Source organism: Mycobacterium sp. SMC-11 (genome assembly GCF_046250095.1).
In the GTDB taxonomy this organism is placed as follows: Bacteria; Actinomycetota; Actinomycetes; order Mycobacteriales; family Mycobacteriaceae; genus Mycobacterium; species Mycobacterium heraklionense_A.
This window is the reverse complement of the sequence record NZ_CP176430.1, coordinates 207,099-222,065: the sequence shown is the minus strand read 5'-3', so window position 1 is coordinate 222,065 and position 14,967 is coordinate 207,099. Positions and strand designations below refer to the sequence as shown.

Genomic DNA, 14,967 nt, shown 5'->3' with positions numbered 1-14,967 from the left:
GGGATCACCCCGCCGCGATTTTGGCGGCGACACCCACCACCCGAGTGGCCAGGTGGTCGAGTGCGGCCAAAGTGGGGTCGTCCAGCTCGTTCTGGTTGTTCGGTCCGGTGATGTGCCCGACGCCGTAGGGGTTGCCGTCGGCGAACTTGATCGGGTCGGTGTAGCCCGGCGGGACCAGGATGCCGCCGAAATGCATCAGCGACACATAGAGGTTCAACAGCGTGGCCTCCTGCCCGCCGTGGGCGGTCTGACTCGAGGTGAAGCCGGCATAGACCTTGTCGGCAAGCGCACCCTTGGCCCACAGCCCGCCCAGCCCGTCCAAGAAGTTCCGGAATTGCGCTGAAGGGGAACCAAATCGAGTGGGCGACCCGAAGATAACGGCGTCCGCCCAGACGATGTCGTCACCGGTGGCCGCGGGTAGGTCCTTGGTTGCCTCGTAGTTGGCGCTCCATGCCGGGTTGTGGGCGAAGGTCTCCGGGTCGCGCGTCTCCTCGATGTGGCGCACGCGGACCTCGGCGCCCGCCGCCTCGCCCGCCTTGGCCACCCGTTCGGCCATCTTGGTGCCGTGACCGGTGGCCGAGTAGTAGATAACCGCCAACTTCGTCATTGCCATCTCTCCTTTTTCTATGCGCCTGCGAGCAAGCGTTGCATCTCATTGAGTTCTGCGCTGGCCGTATCGCTGCGGCGGGGTCCGTGCAGTTCCAGCAGCCCAGCGAAGTCCCTGGCTGCCTTGCCAATCCGCTCAGACAGTCCCGGCGCCCCGAAGTCGGAAGTCGCGGCGTACACCCCGGTGGGCGACACCAGCGCGTGCAGGTAGCTGAACATTGGCCGCATGGCGTGGTCGAGCACCAGCGAGTGGCGCTCGGTACCGCCGGTCGCCGCGATCAGCACCGGCGTGTCCTCCAGGGTCCGCTCGGGCAGCACGTCGAAGAACGACTTGAACAGCCCGCTGAATGTCGCGTTGAACGTCGGCGTCACCGCGATCACTCCGTCACTGCCCGCGATCGCGTCGAACACCGCCTCCAGCTCCGGTGCGGCGAAACCGGTCAACATCGCGTCGGTGATCGCCCGAGCCAGGTGACGCAGCTCGACGATCTCGATGTCGGCCTGCCCGAGCTCGGCGCGAACCGCCGCACCGAGCCGGTCGGCCAACAGCCGGGTGGACGACGGCTCGCGCAGTCCGCCGCTGATCACGATCAACTTCATGACGCCTCCTGAATCTGCGATCGCCGCGCAGCCTCGACCAAGGACTCGTGCGTCGGCGCGCCGGGAACATGCGCGGGACGTCCGATGGCGAACTCCTTGCGTAGCACCGGGATTACGTGCTCACCTAGCAGATCGAGCTGTTCGAGCACGGTCTTCAACGGCAGACCCGCGTGGTCGACCAGGAACAGTTGGCGTTGGTAGTCGCCGACGTAATCCCGGAAGCCCAGGGTCTTGTCGATCACCTGCTGCGGCGAGCCGACGGTCAGCGGGGTCTGCTCACTGAACTCCTCCAGGCTCGGGCCGTGCCCGTAGACGGGGGCGTTGTCGAAATACGGCCGGAACTCGTTGACCGCATCTTGACTGTTGGGCCGCAGGAACACCTGACCGCCCAAGCCCACGATCGCCTGGTCGGCACCACCGTGGCCGTAGTGCTCGAAGCGCTGCCGGTAGAGCTGCACCATCCGCTTGGTGTGCGACGCCGGCCAGAAGATGTGGTTGGCGAAGAAGCCGTCACCGAAGTGCGCGGCCAGCTCGGCGATTTCGGGAGTCCGAATAGACCCGTGCCAGACGAACGGGGGAACCCCGTCCAACGGACGCGGCGCCAGGGTGAAGCCGTGCAGCGGGGTGCGGTATTCACCGCTGAAGTCGACGACCTCCTCGCGCCACAGCCGGCGCAGCAATTGATAGTTCTCCACCGTCAGCGGCAGCGCGGACCGGATGTCCTTGCCGAACCAGGGGTATACCGGTCCGGTGTTGCCACGCCCCAGCATCAGGTCCACCCGGCCATCGGCGAGGTGCTGCAGCACGCTGTAGTCCTCGGCAATCTTGACGGGGTCGTTCGTGGTGATCAGGGTGGTGGCGGTGGTCAACTGAATGCGCTCGGTCTGCGCCGCGATGTAACCCAGCAGGGTGGTCGGCGACGACGGCACGAACGGCGGGTTGTGGTGCTCACCGGTGGCGAACACGTCCAGGCCGACCTCCTCGGCCTTCTTGGCGATCGCCACGGTCGCCCGGATCCGCTCGGCTTCGGTCGGCGCGCGACCGGTGGTCGGGTCGACGGTCACATCGCCGACGGTGAAAATGCCGAACTGCATACCGGTGCTCGTCACGGCAGGCCCTCCTTGTGCGTTGGTCTTACTGTAGCTGATAGTTGCTAACGCAACTAGTTATTGGTCCATTCCCACATCTTCTAGCCGCTTAGCACGCCCGATTACCTGGACAGTTGTGGTTTAGTCAACTATATTTAGACCTCATGGAGACACGGTGGCTCAATGAGGAGGAACAGCGGATGTGGCGGGGCTACCTCGACAGCACGCGCCTGCTGCTACGCAGCCTGGACCGGCAGTTGGTCAGCGACTCAGGCCTGAGCCTCTCCGACTTCGAGATCCTGGCGCTGCTGTCCGAGGCGCCCGACCGCCGGCTGCGGATGAATGAGTTGGCCGACATCACCGTGACGACCCGCAGCGGTGTCACCCGGGCGGTCAAGCGGCTGGCCGACGCCGGCTGGGTCCACCAGGTCAAATGCGAGGAAGACAAACGCGGACAGTACGCCGAGCTCACCGAGTCGGGCATGGACAAGTTGCGTGCGGCGGCGCCCGGTCACGTGCAAGCGGTGCGGGCCGGCCTATTCGACTCGCTCAGTCCGCGCGAGGTGGAACTGTTCACCCACTCCTACGCGCGAATCCGCGACAACCTGCTCGAGCACCACTAGGCATTCTCGGCGAAGGCAACCGACCGGCGCGCCGATCTCCATACGATCGAGCCATGTCGCAATGCCACACCGCGCGCGGGCCCATCGACACCGGTGACCTCGGCGTCACCCTGATGCACGAGCACGTGTTCATCATGACCACCGAGATCGCCCAGAACTATCCGGAAGCCTGGGGCGACGAGGACGCCCGAGTGGCCGACGCCATCACCCGACTGGACGCCTTGAAGGCCGCCGGCGTCGACACCATCGTCGACCTGACCGTGATCGGACTGGGTCGCTACATCCCGCGGATCGCCCGCGTGGCCGCCGGCACGGACCTGAACATCGTGGTGGCCACCGGCATCTACACCTACAACGACGTGCCGTTCTTCTACCACTATCGCGGGCCCGGGACAATGCTGGACGGCCCCGAAATCATGGCCGACATGTTTGTCCGCGACATCGAATCCGGCATCGCCGACACCGGGATCAAGGCGGGAATCCTCAAGTGCGCCACCGACGAACCGGGCGTGACTCCCGGCGTCGAGCGGGTGCTGCGCGCGGTAGCCAACGCTCACCGGCGCACCGGCGCGCCGATCTCCACGCACACCCACGCCGGCACCCGCCGCGGCCTGGAACAGCAGCGCATCTTCGAAGAGGAAGGCGTCGACCTGTCCCGGGTGGTAATCGGACACTCCGGCGACAGCACCGATCTGGGCTACCTAGAGGAACTGATCGCGGCGGGATCGTATCTGGGCATGGACCGCTTCGGGATCGACCTGATCCTGCCGTTCGAGGAGCGCGTGAACACGGTGGCGGCGATGTGCGAGCGCGGCCACGCCGACAAGATGGTGCTCTCCCACGACGCCAACTGCTATTTCGACGCGCTGCCCGGCGACCTGAGCTCACTGGCCGCACCGAACTGGCACTACCTGCACATCCACAATGACGTCATTCCGGCGCTACGGCAGCGCGGCGTCACCGAGGAGCAGCTGCACACCATGCTGGTCGACAACCCGCGCAAGATCTTCGAACACTCCGGCGGCTACTGAGCCCGCACCCCGGCTTTCATCGCGCCGGTGCAGCAGCACGGAGCGCCAACGACCGGACCAGCGCATGCAACCGCTCGTGAGTGGCGGCGTCGGGATCGCTGAGGCGCAGCTGCAGGAGCTCCCGGGCGACTGCGTGCAGCACGCGCGCGGTGTAGTCGGGGTCCGGCAAGTCCGGGTAGCTGCGCAGCAACTCACCCGCCAGATAGGCACGCACGATTTCTTGCGCCTGCGCGAGGCGTTCGTGCAGCTCCGGCGGCGCGCCCTGCGGGGGAAACAGGAACAGTCGCCATGTCGCGGGGTGGGCGTCGGCGGCCTTGACCACGCTGTCGAATCTACTGACCAGATCGCCCTCCCCACCCGGTTCCGCCGTTTCGGCGATCACCTCGGCGAACTGGGCGCCCGCGCGGGCGGCTTCGCGATCGATCAGCGCGACGAACAGGCCCGCGGGGTCACCGAACTGTTGATAGAGCAGCGACCGGTTGATCCCGGCCTCGCGGGCTATTCGGTTCGGCGTGGCGGCGTGAAATCCCTCCGCATCCACGATCGCGTGGGTGACGTCCAGGATCTGGCTACGCCGAGCCTCGGCTGTCATCCGCCGCCGCGACTGCGCCAAAGTCATAGTTGACAGCATAACTAACAGTCTGTTACTTGTGTAACTAACAATATGTTAGTTACTGGAGGCCGGATGCCCACGCACTATCCCGAGCTTGCGCGCCGCGTCCACAGTCAGCGCGAGCTTCAGCCGGACCTCTACGGCGCCATCGACTTCGATGCCCAGCCCTACCGCACCACCACCGACCCCGGCGACCTTTCGGCGCTGCCGGAGTGGGTCGCGGACCGCGCTCCCTACCTGGCCGACGAGCAAGCCGTCGAACTGATCTGCACGGCAACCCTGCTGGGCGACGTGGTGGCCGACCCCTATGCGGCGCTGATGTCGGAGTACAGCGTGGCCGCTTTGATCGACATGCTCCAGCTGGCCTGTCGCGAGGGCATCGACGCGGTGCCCGACGCGCCGCCGGAGCTGGTGGCGTTCATCGCCGACATGGAAGCCGCGCCTCCGTGGCTGGACATGGATCTGGTGCGCGAGGGTGCGCGGCACGCCCGCCTCCCGGCGGCATTGGTCGCGCCGTTCGTCACCCGTGGCGCCTTCATTGCGACTTTCGTCAACACCTACGCCGCATTGCCGATGGCACTGACCGGCGCGTTGTCCGGTCGCCGCGCCGCGCGCCGGGTCAACGAGACCACCAGTTTCTTCGCCGTCACCACGCTGCCCGGGGCCCTGGACCGCTACGGCCCGGGCTTTGAAGCCGCCGCCATGGTGCGGCTGATGCACTCGATGGTCCGCTACAACGCGCTCAAACGCTCGGAGAAGTGGGACGTCGACGTCTACGGGGTCCCCGTCCCCCAGGTCGACCAGATGCCGGCCGGAATGATCAATCTCTACCTGCTGGCCACGGCCGCCCAGCGGAAAGGGCGCACCGAGTTCAGCGCCAGCGAGCGTGCCGTCGTCGAATTCACCCGCTACCGAGCGTTTTTGCTCGGTCTGCCCGAGGAACTCCTGCCGACCACGCCCGCCGAGATCATCCACCTCATCCATACCCGCGGGGCGCTGCTGCGTGAGGACTTCGACGACGCCACCTGTGGCGAGATGGTGCGCTCGACCATGGCCGCCTATCTGCGGCCCGTTGACACCCGATGGGAACGCATCGCCGATGCCGTCGAAAAGAGCTACAGCAAGGCCGCTTTCACGAAGGCCTTCTGCAACGGTGACCGCGCCGCCGCCAAGGACAAGGGGGTGTCCATCGGCCTGGCCGACTACCTGCGGATCGGCTTGACGGCGCCGTTCATCATCGGGCGCCTGCTGGTGGTGCGGCGCGCCAGCCGAATCCCCGCACTACGCCAGCTCACGGACGACTACCTGGTGCGACTGGTCAAACGTCGGCTCAAGACCTATGGCAAACCCGAATTCACCAGCGATGCAAACGATTACACACCGGCCGGGCAGCTGGCGTAACGCGCTACCAGACCAGTCGGGCGAGGTAGGTCTGGGCGTATTTGCGGACGGCGGCGGAGTCGTTGATGTCGAGGACCCCTGCCCGGTTGGTGAGCAGCGAGGCGACCAGGCGCACCAGGATCTCGGCGGTGGTGAGGACCTCGTCGTCGGGCATGGTGACTCCACACAGGCGCAGCGTCGCGGCGACCAGATGGCTGGCACGCACCAGGGCCTTCTCACCGCTGGGGGTGTTGACTCCGATGAGCAGTTCCGGCTCGCTTTCGATGACCGCGGTAGCCAGCGGGCTCTCGGTGATGCGGCGCATGGCGAGGGTGAAGCATTCCACGATGGCGCCGCGGGCGTCCTGCGCACGGGCGGCGTTGCCGAGTTCGACGAACAGGGCTTGCGTGTCGGTCTCCACCAACTGTTCGAACAGTGCTTCTTTGGTGGGGAAGTGCCGGTACAGCGTGCGGCGGCTCACCCCAGCGCGCTGGGCGACCGCATCGATATTGGCCCGGCGAAAGGCATGCCGGGCGAACTCCACGCGAGCGGCCGCAAGGATGGCGCCCGCAGTACCGGTCATGGGATCGCCGACCTTGACTGACGCCGGACTTCCCATGTCGTTCATCCTGTCATGCTGCGCGGTGAGCTGGGCCGACGCGAGGTGGGCCGTCGGGTCTGTCGGCGGGTCTGCCCACCTGTTATCGTGACACAATTACATGATTTTGTGCCATCGTGCAGAAGTACTGTCGTTTACGGAGGTCTTGGATGCCCACGCACTACCCCGAGCTGTACCAGCGCGTCCGCCGGCAGGCCGAGCTGCTGCCGGACCTCTACGGCAACCTGGACTTCGATGTGCAGCCCTACCGCACGGCGGCCTCACCCGACGACGTCGCGTCACTGCCGGGCAACCCCGCCACCCGGGCCAAGTTGCTGGCCGATGACGCCGCCGTCGAGCTGATCACCACGGCCACCTGGCTGGGCGATGTGGTGTCGGACTCCTACGCCGCATTGATGGGCCAGTACAGCGTCAGCACCCTGATCGGCATGCTCAAGCAGGCCTGCCGCCACGGTGTCGACGCGGTGCCCGACGCGCCGCCGGAACTGGCCGCTTTCATCGCCGACATGGAGGCCACCCCGGACTGGCTGGATATGGACCTGGTTCACAAGGGCGCAGAGCACTCCCGGCTCCCGATGGCGCTGTTGGCACCGTTCGTCGTCCGCGGAGCGTTCATCGCGACCTTCCTCAACACCTATGCCGCGCTGCCGATGGCGCTGACCGGCGCACTGTCGGGCAAGCGTGCCGCCGGTCGGGTCAACGAGACCACCAGTTTCTTCGCCGTCACCACGCTGCCCGGCGCCCTGGACCGGCACGGCCCGGGGTTCGAGGCGGCGGCCATGGTGCGGCTGATGCACTCGATGGTCCGCTTCAACGCGCTCAAGCGATCCCCGAAGTGGGACATCGACGTCTACGGGCTACCGATTCCGCAGATCGACCAGATGCCGGCCGGGATGATCAACCTCTTCGTGCTGGCGATGGACGCCCGCCGCCAAGGACGCACCGAATTCACGCCGAGCGAGCGCGCCCAGGTCGAGTTCACCCGCTACCGCTGCGTACTCCTCGGCCTGCCCGAGGAGCTGCTGCCGACCACGCCCGCTGAGATCATTCGGGTGTTCAGCGCCCGTGCCGCGCTGCTGCGCGACGACTTCGACGACTCCACCTGCGGGGAGTTGGTCCGCTCGACCATGGCCGCCTACCTTCGGCAAGAGAACACCTTGAGCGAACGCATCGCCGATTCAGTCGAGAAGAGCTACAGCAAGGCCTTTTTCGTCAAAACGTTCTGCGGCGGCAAACGCGACGTGGCCAAGAAGATGAGCGTCACGCTCAGCGCGGGCGACTATGCGCGGATCGCCCTGACGGCGCCGTTCGTGACGGGCCGCCTGCTGGTGGTGCAACGCGCTGTACGCACCCCCGGCCTGCGCCGGCTGACCAACGCCTACATCCTCCGACTGCTCAAGCGACGGCTGGCCGCCTATGGCACGCCCGAATTCACCAGCGACTCCGCCGAGTACACCCCTTCAGGCAAGGCCGCCTGATCAGCATCGGAGCGCTCCGGCCGATGCCGGTTCTCCCAACCCCGTAGCTTCTCGCGGCACGGCTGCTCCACCAGGGCATAGCTCACCGCAGCGATGGCGACGGTGAACACCAGCGTCAGCGCCAACACCACCGCCATGTCCCCGGTGAACGCGAATCGGCCGATCACTGGGAACACCATGTCGAGGGCCGCCAGGTGCCAGATGAAGATCCCGTAGGACCAGCGCCCCAACGTCACCATCGGCGGACTGGCCAAGAACCGGTGCGGGGTGTCGGGCCGGTCCAGCACCAGCGGCGCCAACAGCGCCCACGCCAGTACCCCGCCCATCGCGGTGCGCACGATGAACTGACCGACGGTCGCCGAGGTCAACCCTTCCGGCCCGGCCAGCGGTGAGGCCGCAACTCCGAATGCCACCAGGGTCAGCAACGCCATCGGCAGCCGCCGGCGGGCCAGCCGGTGCACCCGCCCGACCGGGCTGTATGCCCACTCCGCCAGCAACATGCCCGCCCCGAACCAGCAGCCGTAGGCCGGCGCCCAGTTCAACGGATTCACCCCGTAGGGCGTGTGGATGGGCAGGAACCCCCACCCCAGGCTGAGCAGCGCCACTCCCGCAATCGCCGGTATTCGGGCGCGCACTGGCAACCACCGCGCCGCCAGTGCCAGCAACGGCAAGGCGATGTAGAAGCTGACCTCCACGGCCAGGCTCCACATCTGGGTCAGGCCCGGGGTTAGCGTCAGCGGCACGTAGATCTGCGTCATCGTGAGATTAGCCAGCCACACCACGAGGCTGGCGTCGCCGGCATCGGGCAGCAGCGCCAGGATCACCACCACCGACACCAGATAGGCCGGCATGATCCGTACCAGGCGTGACCGCAGGTAATGCCCGGTCGGCGGTGCCGGACGCAGTCCCCGCGCGGCCGCCGCATGGCCACGCCACAGCAAAAACCCGCTCAGCGCGAAGAACACCGCGACGGCCATGTCGAAACGACCCCACAGCCGGCCGCTGATCCCCGACGAGTGTCCCGTCTGGAACGCGACGTGCGTGATAACCACCCCAATAGCCGCGCAGGCACGCATACCCTCGACTGCAGGCAGGAAGCTGCGTACGCCACCCACCTGCTGACTCATCTGATTTGGGACCGAGGCATCGATGGACACACAGTAGCTGTTGCCGCCGCTGCTGTTAGGGTCAAACAAATTTGGGTACGGGGACAAAAGGAGGATGCGGCGACGTGAACCGAGCAATCATGATGCGTATCGCGGCATGCGCAGTCATGGGCCTCGGCGCCGCCCTGATGGTCGCGGCACTGCTGCTGTCCACCTACACCGCGGGCAGAATCGCCAAGATCCCGCTCGACATCGACATCATGCTGATCGGCAACGGCAGCGGCGCCGCGCTGGACCCGGAGTCCCTCGGCAGTGAACACGCCGTCGTCGATCAGGACGTGCCGCTGGTGTCCCAGCAACAGATCGGTGTCGAGTCGCCCGCGAACGCCGAGGTGGTGACCCTGCAGGTCGGCTCGTCGCTACGGCGCGCGGACCGGCAGAAGGACACCGGGCTGCTGTTGGCCATCGTCGACACCGTGACGCTGAACCGCACGACCGCCGAGGCGATTTCGGATGACACCCACCCGGGTGGCTCGGTGCAGCGGCCGCGCAACTTTGATGACGAGAGCCCGCCGACCAACATCGCCCTGCCGCACGAAGGACTGTCCTACCGGTTCCCGTTCGACACCAAGAAGCAGTCCTACCAATACTTCGATCCGATCGCGCAGAAGGCCTACGAGGCCAACTACGAAGGCGAAGACGATGTCAATGGGCTGACCACCTACCGGTTCGTCCAGAACGTGGGCTACGACGGCGACGGCACCCTGGCCGAGCCGGTGCGCTACCCGTCGCTGTACGGCCACGACGAAGACGGTGAGATCACCGCGCCCGCCCGGCTCTGGAACATCGAAGGCGCCGACCCCGACGAAGACGTCACGATGACGCGGTACTACGCCGCGCAGCGCACCATGTGGGTCGACCCCGTCTCGGGCACCATCGTCAAGTCGAAGTTGCACGCCAACCACTACTACGCCCGCGACGCCCTCAAGCCGGAGATCGCACTGGCCGACTACACCGTCACCAGCTCCGAGGACACCATCGAAGCGCAGGTCAACGCGGCCCGCAACGAACGCGACCGGGTGGCGCTGTGGTCCCGGGTCCTGCCGATCACCTTTACCGCGGCGGGGCTGATCTGCTTGATCGGCGGGGTCCTGGTCGGCTGGTTCAGCCTGCCGGCCGAGGCAGCCCTGGGCCGTGGCGACCGGCACGGCTCCGACGGCGGATTCTTCGGCGGTTTCGCGCCCAAGGCACCCACGGCCGACCGCCCGTCCGGGGCCGAGGCCGAGACCGAGAAGATCCCGGCGCAACGTCCGCAACTGGACCGCCCGGCGGCACCACCGGAGTCGAGCCCCCCGGACCGGGGCACCCCGGATCCGGCTCCCGACCAGCCGTAGTTCCGCGGTGGTGCGAGCCAGGCGCTGGGTCGCGCCGTGCTATGCACTCGGGCTGACACTGCTCATCCTGGCGCCATTGCTGCGCCCGGGTTATCTGCTGTTGCGAGACGCGGTTTCGACGCCGCGGTCATATCTGACCGGCGCGGCCCTCGGGCTGGGTGAGGCGGCCCCGCGAGCGGTGCCCCAAGACTTCGCGGTGGCGCTGGCGTCGCGGTTGATCGACGGCGGCACCGTGGTCAAGGCGCTGCTGTTCGTGGGCCTGTGGCTGGCTGGATGTGGTGCCGCACGGCTGGTGGCGATCGTGCTGCCCGAGGCCGGGCTGCCCGGTCAGCTGGTGGCGATCACGGTGGCGATCTGGAACCCGTATGTGGCCGAGCGGCTGCTGCAGGGCCATTGGAGCCTGCTGGTCGGGTACGGCTGCCTGCCGTGGGTGGCGGCGGCGATGCTGGGGTTGCGCGACGGCGCAACCGGGCCCATGCGGCGGTCCCGTCTTCACCTCACCTCCGCCGGCCCGGGGGCCGACTCCGACGAGCCTCGCCGAACTGCCGGGCCCATGCGGCTGTTCGGTCTGGTGTTCTTTCTGGCGCTGGCAGGCCTGACACCCACCGGGCTCCTGCTGGCGGCGGTGGTGGCGCTGGTGTGTGTCGCCGCACCCGGGTCCGGGCCGCCGCGCTGGTGGTGCGCGGTCAGCGCCGTGGCGATCGCGGCGACCGCCGCGCTGCCGTGGCTGATGGCGGTGGTGTTGAGCCCGGGGTCCGCACAGGGCGAGTCGGCCGGGGTGGCGGCTTTCGCGGCCCGCGCCGAGCCCGGCCTGGGCACCCTGGGCAGCCTCGCCGGCCTCGGCGGGATCTGGAACGCCGAGGCGGTGCCCGGTTCGCGGCGAACCGCGTTTGCGCTACTGGCGACGGCGGTGTTCATCGGGGTGCTGGCACTGGGATGGGCCTCGGTGCGCGACCTGCCCGCGGTGCGACCGCTGCTGATCCTGGCGGGCGCGACGGTGCTGACGTTCACCCTGCTGGCCACCGGGCCGGGGCTCGCGCTGCTGCGTTGGGCAACGGAGCTCGCCCCTGGGCTCGGGGTGCTGCGCGACGGGCAGAAGTGGGTGGCGCTGGCGGTGCCGGGCTACCTACTGGCCGGTGCCGGGGCGGTCGTGGGACTGCGGGACCGGCTGCCGCCGGCGCGGGCGGCGCTGGTGTGCTGCCTCGCGCTGATCGTCGTCCTGCCCGACTTGGCCGCCGGAGTGGCCGGGCGGGTCACGCCGGTGCACTACCCGCCCGGTTGGACGGCGGTGGCGGCCAAGATCAACGCCGATCCGCGCCCGGTCGCCGTGCTGCCGGCCGACACCATGCGCCACTTCCCCTGGGCGGGGCCGGCTCCGGTACTCGATCCGCTGCCCCGATGGGTGCGCGCCGAGGTGCTCACGACCGGCGACCTGACCGTCGGCGGACACACGGTGCCCGGGGAGGGTGGCCATGCCCGCGAGGTACAGCAGGCGCTGTTGTCCGGTGCCGAGCCGGCCACGCTGGGTGTCAAGGGGGTGGGCTGGGTGGTCACGGAATCCGACGTCGACGGCGAAATGGGCTCGGCGGCAAAAACTCTGACCCGCCTCCCCGTCGCCTATCGAGATGCTGACGTGACCGTCTACCGGGTCGGCGGGCGCGCCCCGAAGGCGTCGGCCGGACCGCGCCGGGCCGCGATGGCCGCCCACCTGGTGTGGCTGGCGATGCTGGTTGCGGGCGCGGGAGGTCTGGCAGCGCCGCTGATTCGACGGCGCTTGCCCGGTTAACGGCGAAGTTCACCGCGCAAGACGGTCACGGCGTGACCGGTCAGGATGACACGGTCGCCGTCACTGCGGACCCGCAATTGCCCGCCTCGCGCGGAGGCCTGTTCGGCCGAGAACTCTTCGACCCCGAGGCGCTTGCCCCACAGCGCGGCGAGAGTGCAGTGCGCAGAGCCGGTCACCGGGTCCTCGGACAGCCCGAAACGGGGCGCGAACACCCGACTCACGATGTCGGCGCCGGCGTCACCGGCCGCCGTGACCACGACAGCGCGAGCGTCGACTTTCGCCAGCGCCGCCGTGTCCGGTGCCAGCGCACGGACTTCGGCCGCCGATCCGGCTTCCGCGACCACGTCCATGCTTCCCCGCCACACCGAGCGGATGCTCACCCCGGGCAGGCCGGCCACCAGTTCGGCCGTCGGCGATTCGGCGCGCACCGGGTCCGCCGGAAATTCCATGCTGATCGCCCCATCAGAACCCGTCGTGCAGGACAGCAACCGCTCGCCCACGCAGAAGGACTGCTTCCCACCCAGGACATGGGCACTGGCCAGGGTTCCCGAGCCGCACAACGCCAATTCGGCCACCGGGCTGAACCACCGCAGTGCTCGCGGACCGGACTCGGCATTGGCCGGTCCGATGAAAGCTGTTGCCGGGCAGTTGAACTCGGCGGCCACCGCCTGCATCCACGCGGTGTCAGCGGGACCATCCAGCACCACGACACCGGTGGGGTTCCCGCGGAATCTGACGGTCGTGAACGTGTCGACTAGATATGCTGGGACGGACACCTAGGCGTCCAGAAAGCGCGCCCGCACGCCCGGCCCGGGGATGGGGCAGGTGTCGTGCCTGCCGCCCAACCGGTAACGGACGGCAGCGAAGCGGTCGTAGAGCCAGTCACGCAGTCCCGCCGGGATGATGCGGGCCGCGAGTAGCAGCCGGAAGGGGCCGCCGAGATAGCTCAGCACCCGCAGGGCCGCCGCCGATCGAACTTCGATGTGCTCATCGGGCCGGCCGGGGTTGTCGACGAAGACCATCGAGTCAATGTCGCGCAGCTCCGGATGACGCGCGATGATCGCGCGAGCGAAGTCACTTTCCAACGCCGCAAATCGCAGGGTGCCGCGCCGGTCGAACCGCAGGATGCTCTGCACCGATCGATTGCAGATTCCGCAGACACCGTCGTAGAGCAGCACAGGAGTCATGGCTTGGTCAGTCACCGGTACACCTCCACGTGTCTGCACACCTCTTAGGCCAGTATGAAGCAGTCCACTAACCGGTCGGAATCGACGCCGACTGAGGATTGCGAGGCGATAGGGTCTCGGCGTGGACTTCACCGCGACCGAGATTGCGGCCGCAGTTCAGAGCGGATCACTGACGGCCCGGGCCGCCACACAGCAAGCGCTGCACCGGATCGAGCAGACCCAGCCGGTCTTCAACGCGTGGCAGCTGATCCGCACCGACGCTGGGCTGGCCGAGGCGGACGCGATCGACGCCCGCGACGATCGCGGTTCGCTTCCGTTGGCGGGCGTTCCGATTGCCATCAAAGACAACATCGCCGTAGCCGGGGAACCGATGCGGGACGGCTCGCTGGCCACCAGCGCGGCACCTCGAACGACCGATCACGAGGTCGTTCGTCGCCTTCGCGCTGCCGGCGCGGTGATCGTCGGGCTGACGCGCGTTCCCGAGCTCTGCATCTGGGGGGCAACCGATTCGGCCTTCGGCGTCACCCGCAATCCCTGGAATCCGGAGCGGACGCCGGGAGGCTCGTCCGGGGGCTCCGCGGCTGCGGTCGCATCGGGAGCGGTACCCATCGCCCACGGGAACGACGGTATGGGCTCGATTCGGATCCCGGCTGCGTGCTGCGGATTGGTTGGCCTCAAGCCTGGCCACGGGGTGGTGCCGGTCGGCGAGGCGCATGCATCCTGGGGAGGGATGTCCGAGAACGGACCGCTTACGACCACCGTCGCAGATGCCGCGCTGATGTTCTCGGTCCTGGCCGACGATCCGGATGCCGCGGCACTGCTCGATCCGCCCACCTTGCGGATCGCGGTCTCGACTTCGGCTCCCAGCCTCGCTACGCCGGTAGCACGCGGTTGGGCTGAGGCGGTCTATCGGACTGCCGATCTTCTTCGCGGCGGCCACCTCATTCGGTCGGCGACCCCGCGTTACCCGGCCACGCTGATGAACACGACCGCACTGGCGTTGTGGACGGCGGGCGCTGCTGCCGATGCACACGCCTCGACGAACGCCTCCTTATTGGAGCGCCGCAATCGCATCCATGTGCGGATCGGAGACGCCGTCGTGAAGCGGGGTCGTGCGAACCCCCGGGGACGCGAAGTGTGGCGGCAGCGCGCGTTGGACTTCTTCGCCGACACCGACGTCCTGGTCACGCCGACGCTGGCTCAACCGCCGATCAGATCACGACGTTGGGCGCAGCGAGGCTGGCTCGCCTCGCTGGTCGCCAACGCTCGCTACGCCCCCTTCGCCGCACCGTGGAACATCATCGGTTGGCCCGCGATGAACGTGCCCGCCGGACTCGACCGCCAGGGCCTGCCCGTGGGCGTGCAGTTGGTCGGCAAACCCGGGTCGGAGCGGACCCTGCTCGGCCTCGCCGCTCAAATCGAGCAGCTCCGCCCCTGGCCGCGCACTGCTTAGCGA

General features: G+C 67.9%; 15 protein-coding genes. 7 read left to right on the top strand and 8 right to left on the bottom strand.

Features of this window, described 5'->3' with window-relative positions; translation table 11 throughout:
- Positions 1-4: 4 nt before the first annotated feature.
- Genes wrbA through ACKY0X_RS01065 form a run of 3 tightly spaced genes read right to left on the bottom strand, consistent with a single transcriptional unit; the run spans position 5 to position 2,300 of the window.
- Positions 5-607, bottom strand: a complete 603-nt coding sequence (gene wrbA, locus ACKY0X_RS01075; protein WP_409427956.1) for an NAD(P)H:quinone oxidoreductase — start codon at positions 605-607, stop codon at positions 5-7.
- 17 nt (positions 608-624) lie between these two features.
- Entirely contained in the window at positions 625-1,206 is a 582-nt protein-coding gene (locus ACKY0X_RS01070) for a CE1759 family FMN reductase (protein WP_409427955.1), read from the bottom strand.
- A complete protein-coding gene (locus ACKY0X_RS01065) occupies positions 1,203-2,300 on the bottom strand; it encodes an LLM class flavin-dependent oxidoreductase (protein WP_409429769.1) in 1,098 nt (365 codons plus the stop codon). Before ACKY0X_RS01065 ends, ACKY0X_RS01070 begins: the two co-directional genes overlap by 4 nt.
- A gap of 158 nt (positions 2,301-2,458) precedes the next feature.
- Between ACKY0X_RS01065 and ACKY0X_RS01060 the strand changes: the two genes are divergently transcribed.
- Together ACKY0X_RS01060 and ACKY0X_RS01055 are read left to right on the top strand one after the other, a co-directional pair.
- Positions 2,459-2,917, top strand: a complete 459-nt coding sequence (locus ACKY0X_RS01060; protein WP_065041790.1) for a MarR family winged helix-turn-helix transcriptional regulator — start codon at positions 2,459-2,461, stop codon at positions 2,915-2,917.
- Positions 2,918-2,970: 53 nt separating this feature from the next.
- Positions 2,971-3,948, top strand: coding sequence for a phosphotriesterase-related protein (locus ACKY0X_RS01055; protein WP_409427954.1), 978 nt, complete (start codon positions 2,971-2,973; stop codon positions 3,946-3,948).
- A 16-nt stretch (positions 3,949-3,964) separates the two neighbouring features.
- Here ACKY0X_RS01055 and ACKY0X_RS01050 read toward each other — a convergent pair whose 3' ends face one another.
- Entirely contained in the window at positions 3,965-4,540 is a 576-nt protein-coding gene (locus ACKY0X_RS01050) for a TetR/AcrR family transcriptional regulator (protein ID WP_409429768.1), read from the bottom strand.
- A 93-nt stretch (positions 4,541-4,633) separates the two neighbouring features.
- Between ACKY0X_RS01050 and ACKY0X_RS01045 the strand changes: the two genes are divergently transcribed.
- Positions 4,634-5,962, top strand: a complete 1,329-nt coding sequence (locus ACKY0X_RS01045; protein ID WP_409427953.1) for an oxygenase MpaB family protein — start codon at positions 4,634-4,636, stop codon at positions 5,960-5,962.
- A gap of 4 nt (positions 5,963-5,966) precedes the next feature.
- Here ACKY0X_RS01045 and ACKY0X_RS01040 read toward each other — a convergent pair whose 3' ends face one another.
- Positions 5,967-6,560: a TetR/AcrR family transcriptional regulator gene (locus tag ACKY0X_RS01040; RefSeq protein WP_409429767.1), complete on the bottom strand. Its 594-nt coding sequence runs from the start codon at positions 6,558-6,560 to the stop codon at positions 5,967-5,969.
- Between the two features lie 149 nt (positions 6,561-6,709).
- On the opposite strand from ACKY0X_RS01040, the gene ACKY0X_RS01035 reads away from it, so the two are divergent.
- Positions 6,710-8,038 carry an oxygenase MpaB family protein gene (locus ACKY0X_RS01035; RefSeq protein WP_409427952.1) on the top strand — a complete coding sequence of 443 codons (1,329 nt, stop codon included), beginning with the start codon at positions 6,710-6,712 and terminating at the stop codon, positions 8,036-8,038.
- On the opposite strand, the gene ACKY0X_RS01030 is transcribed toward ACKY0X_RS01035, so the two are convergent.
- Positions 7,975-9,165: an acyltransferase family protein gene (locus ACKY0X_RS01030; protein ID WP_409427951.1), complete on the bottom strand. Its 1,191-nt coding sequence runs from the start codon at positions 9,163-9,165 to the stop codon at positions 7,975-7,977. The two genes, ACKY0X_RS01035 and ACKY0X_RS01030, sit on opposite strands and share 64 nt — an antisense overlap.
- Before the next feature lie 104 nt (positions 9,166-9,269).
- Between ACKY0X_RS01030 and ACKY0X_RS01025 the strand changes: the two genes are divergently transcribed.
- Together ACKY0X_RS01025 and ACKY0X_RS01020 are read left to right on the top strand one after the other, a co-directional pair.
- Positions 9,270-10,538: a DUF3068 domain-containing protein gene (locus ACKY0X_RS01025; protein WP_409427950.1), complete on the top strand. Its 1,269-nt coding sequence runs from the start codon at positions 9,270-9,272 to the stop codon at positions 10,536-10,538.
- A gap of 7 nt (positions 10,539-10,545) precedes the next feature.
- A complete protein-coding gene (locus ACKY0X_RS01020; protein WP_409427949.1) occupies positions 10,546-12,324 on the top strand; it encodes a hypothetical protein in 1,779 nt (592 codons plus the stop codon).
- Here the strand turns inward: ACKY0X_RS01020 and ACKY0X_RS01015 are convergent.
- Positions 12,321-13,100 (bottom strand): PhzF family phenazine biosynthesis protein, encoded by a 780-nt coding sequence (locus tag ACKY0X_RS01015; RefSeq protein ID WP_409427948.1) that lies wholly within the window; start codon positions 13,098-13,100, stop codon positions 12,321-12,323. The two genes, ACKY0X_RS01020 and ACKY0X_RS01015, sit on opposite strands and share 4 nt — an antisense overlap.
- Positions 13,101-13,511: a thiol-disulfide oxidoreductase DCC family protein gene (locus ACKY0X_RS01010; protein ID WP_409429766.1), complete on the bottom strand. Its 411-nt coding sequence runs from the start codon at positions 13,509-13,511 to the stop codon at positions 13,101-13,103.
- Positions 13,512-13,632: 121 nt separating this feature from the next.
- Between ACKY0X_RS01010 and ACKY0X_RS01005 the strand changes: the two genes are divergently transcribed.
- Positions 13,633-14,964, top strand: a complete 1,332-nt coding sequence (locus ACKY0X_RS01005; protein ID WP_409427947.1) for an amidase — start codon at positions 13,633-13,635, stop codon at positions 14,962-14,964.
- Positions 14,965-14,967 lie beyond the last annotated feature (3 nt).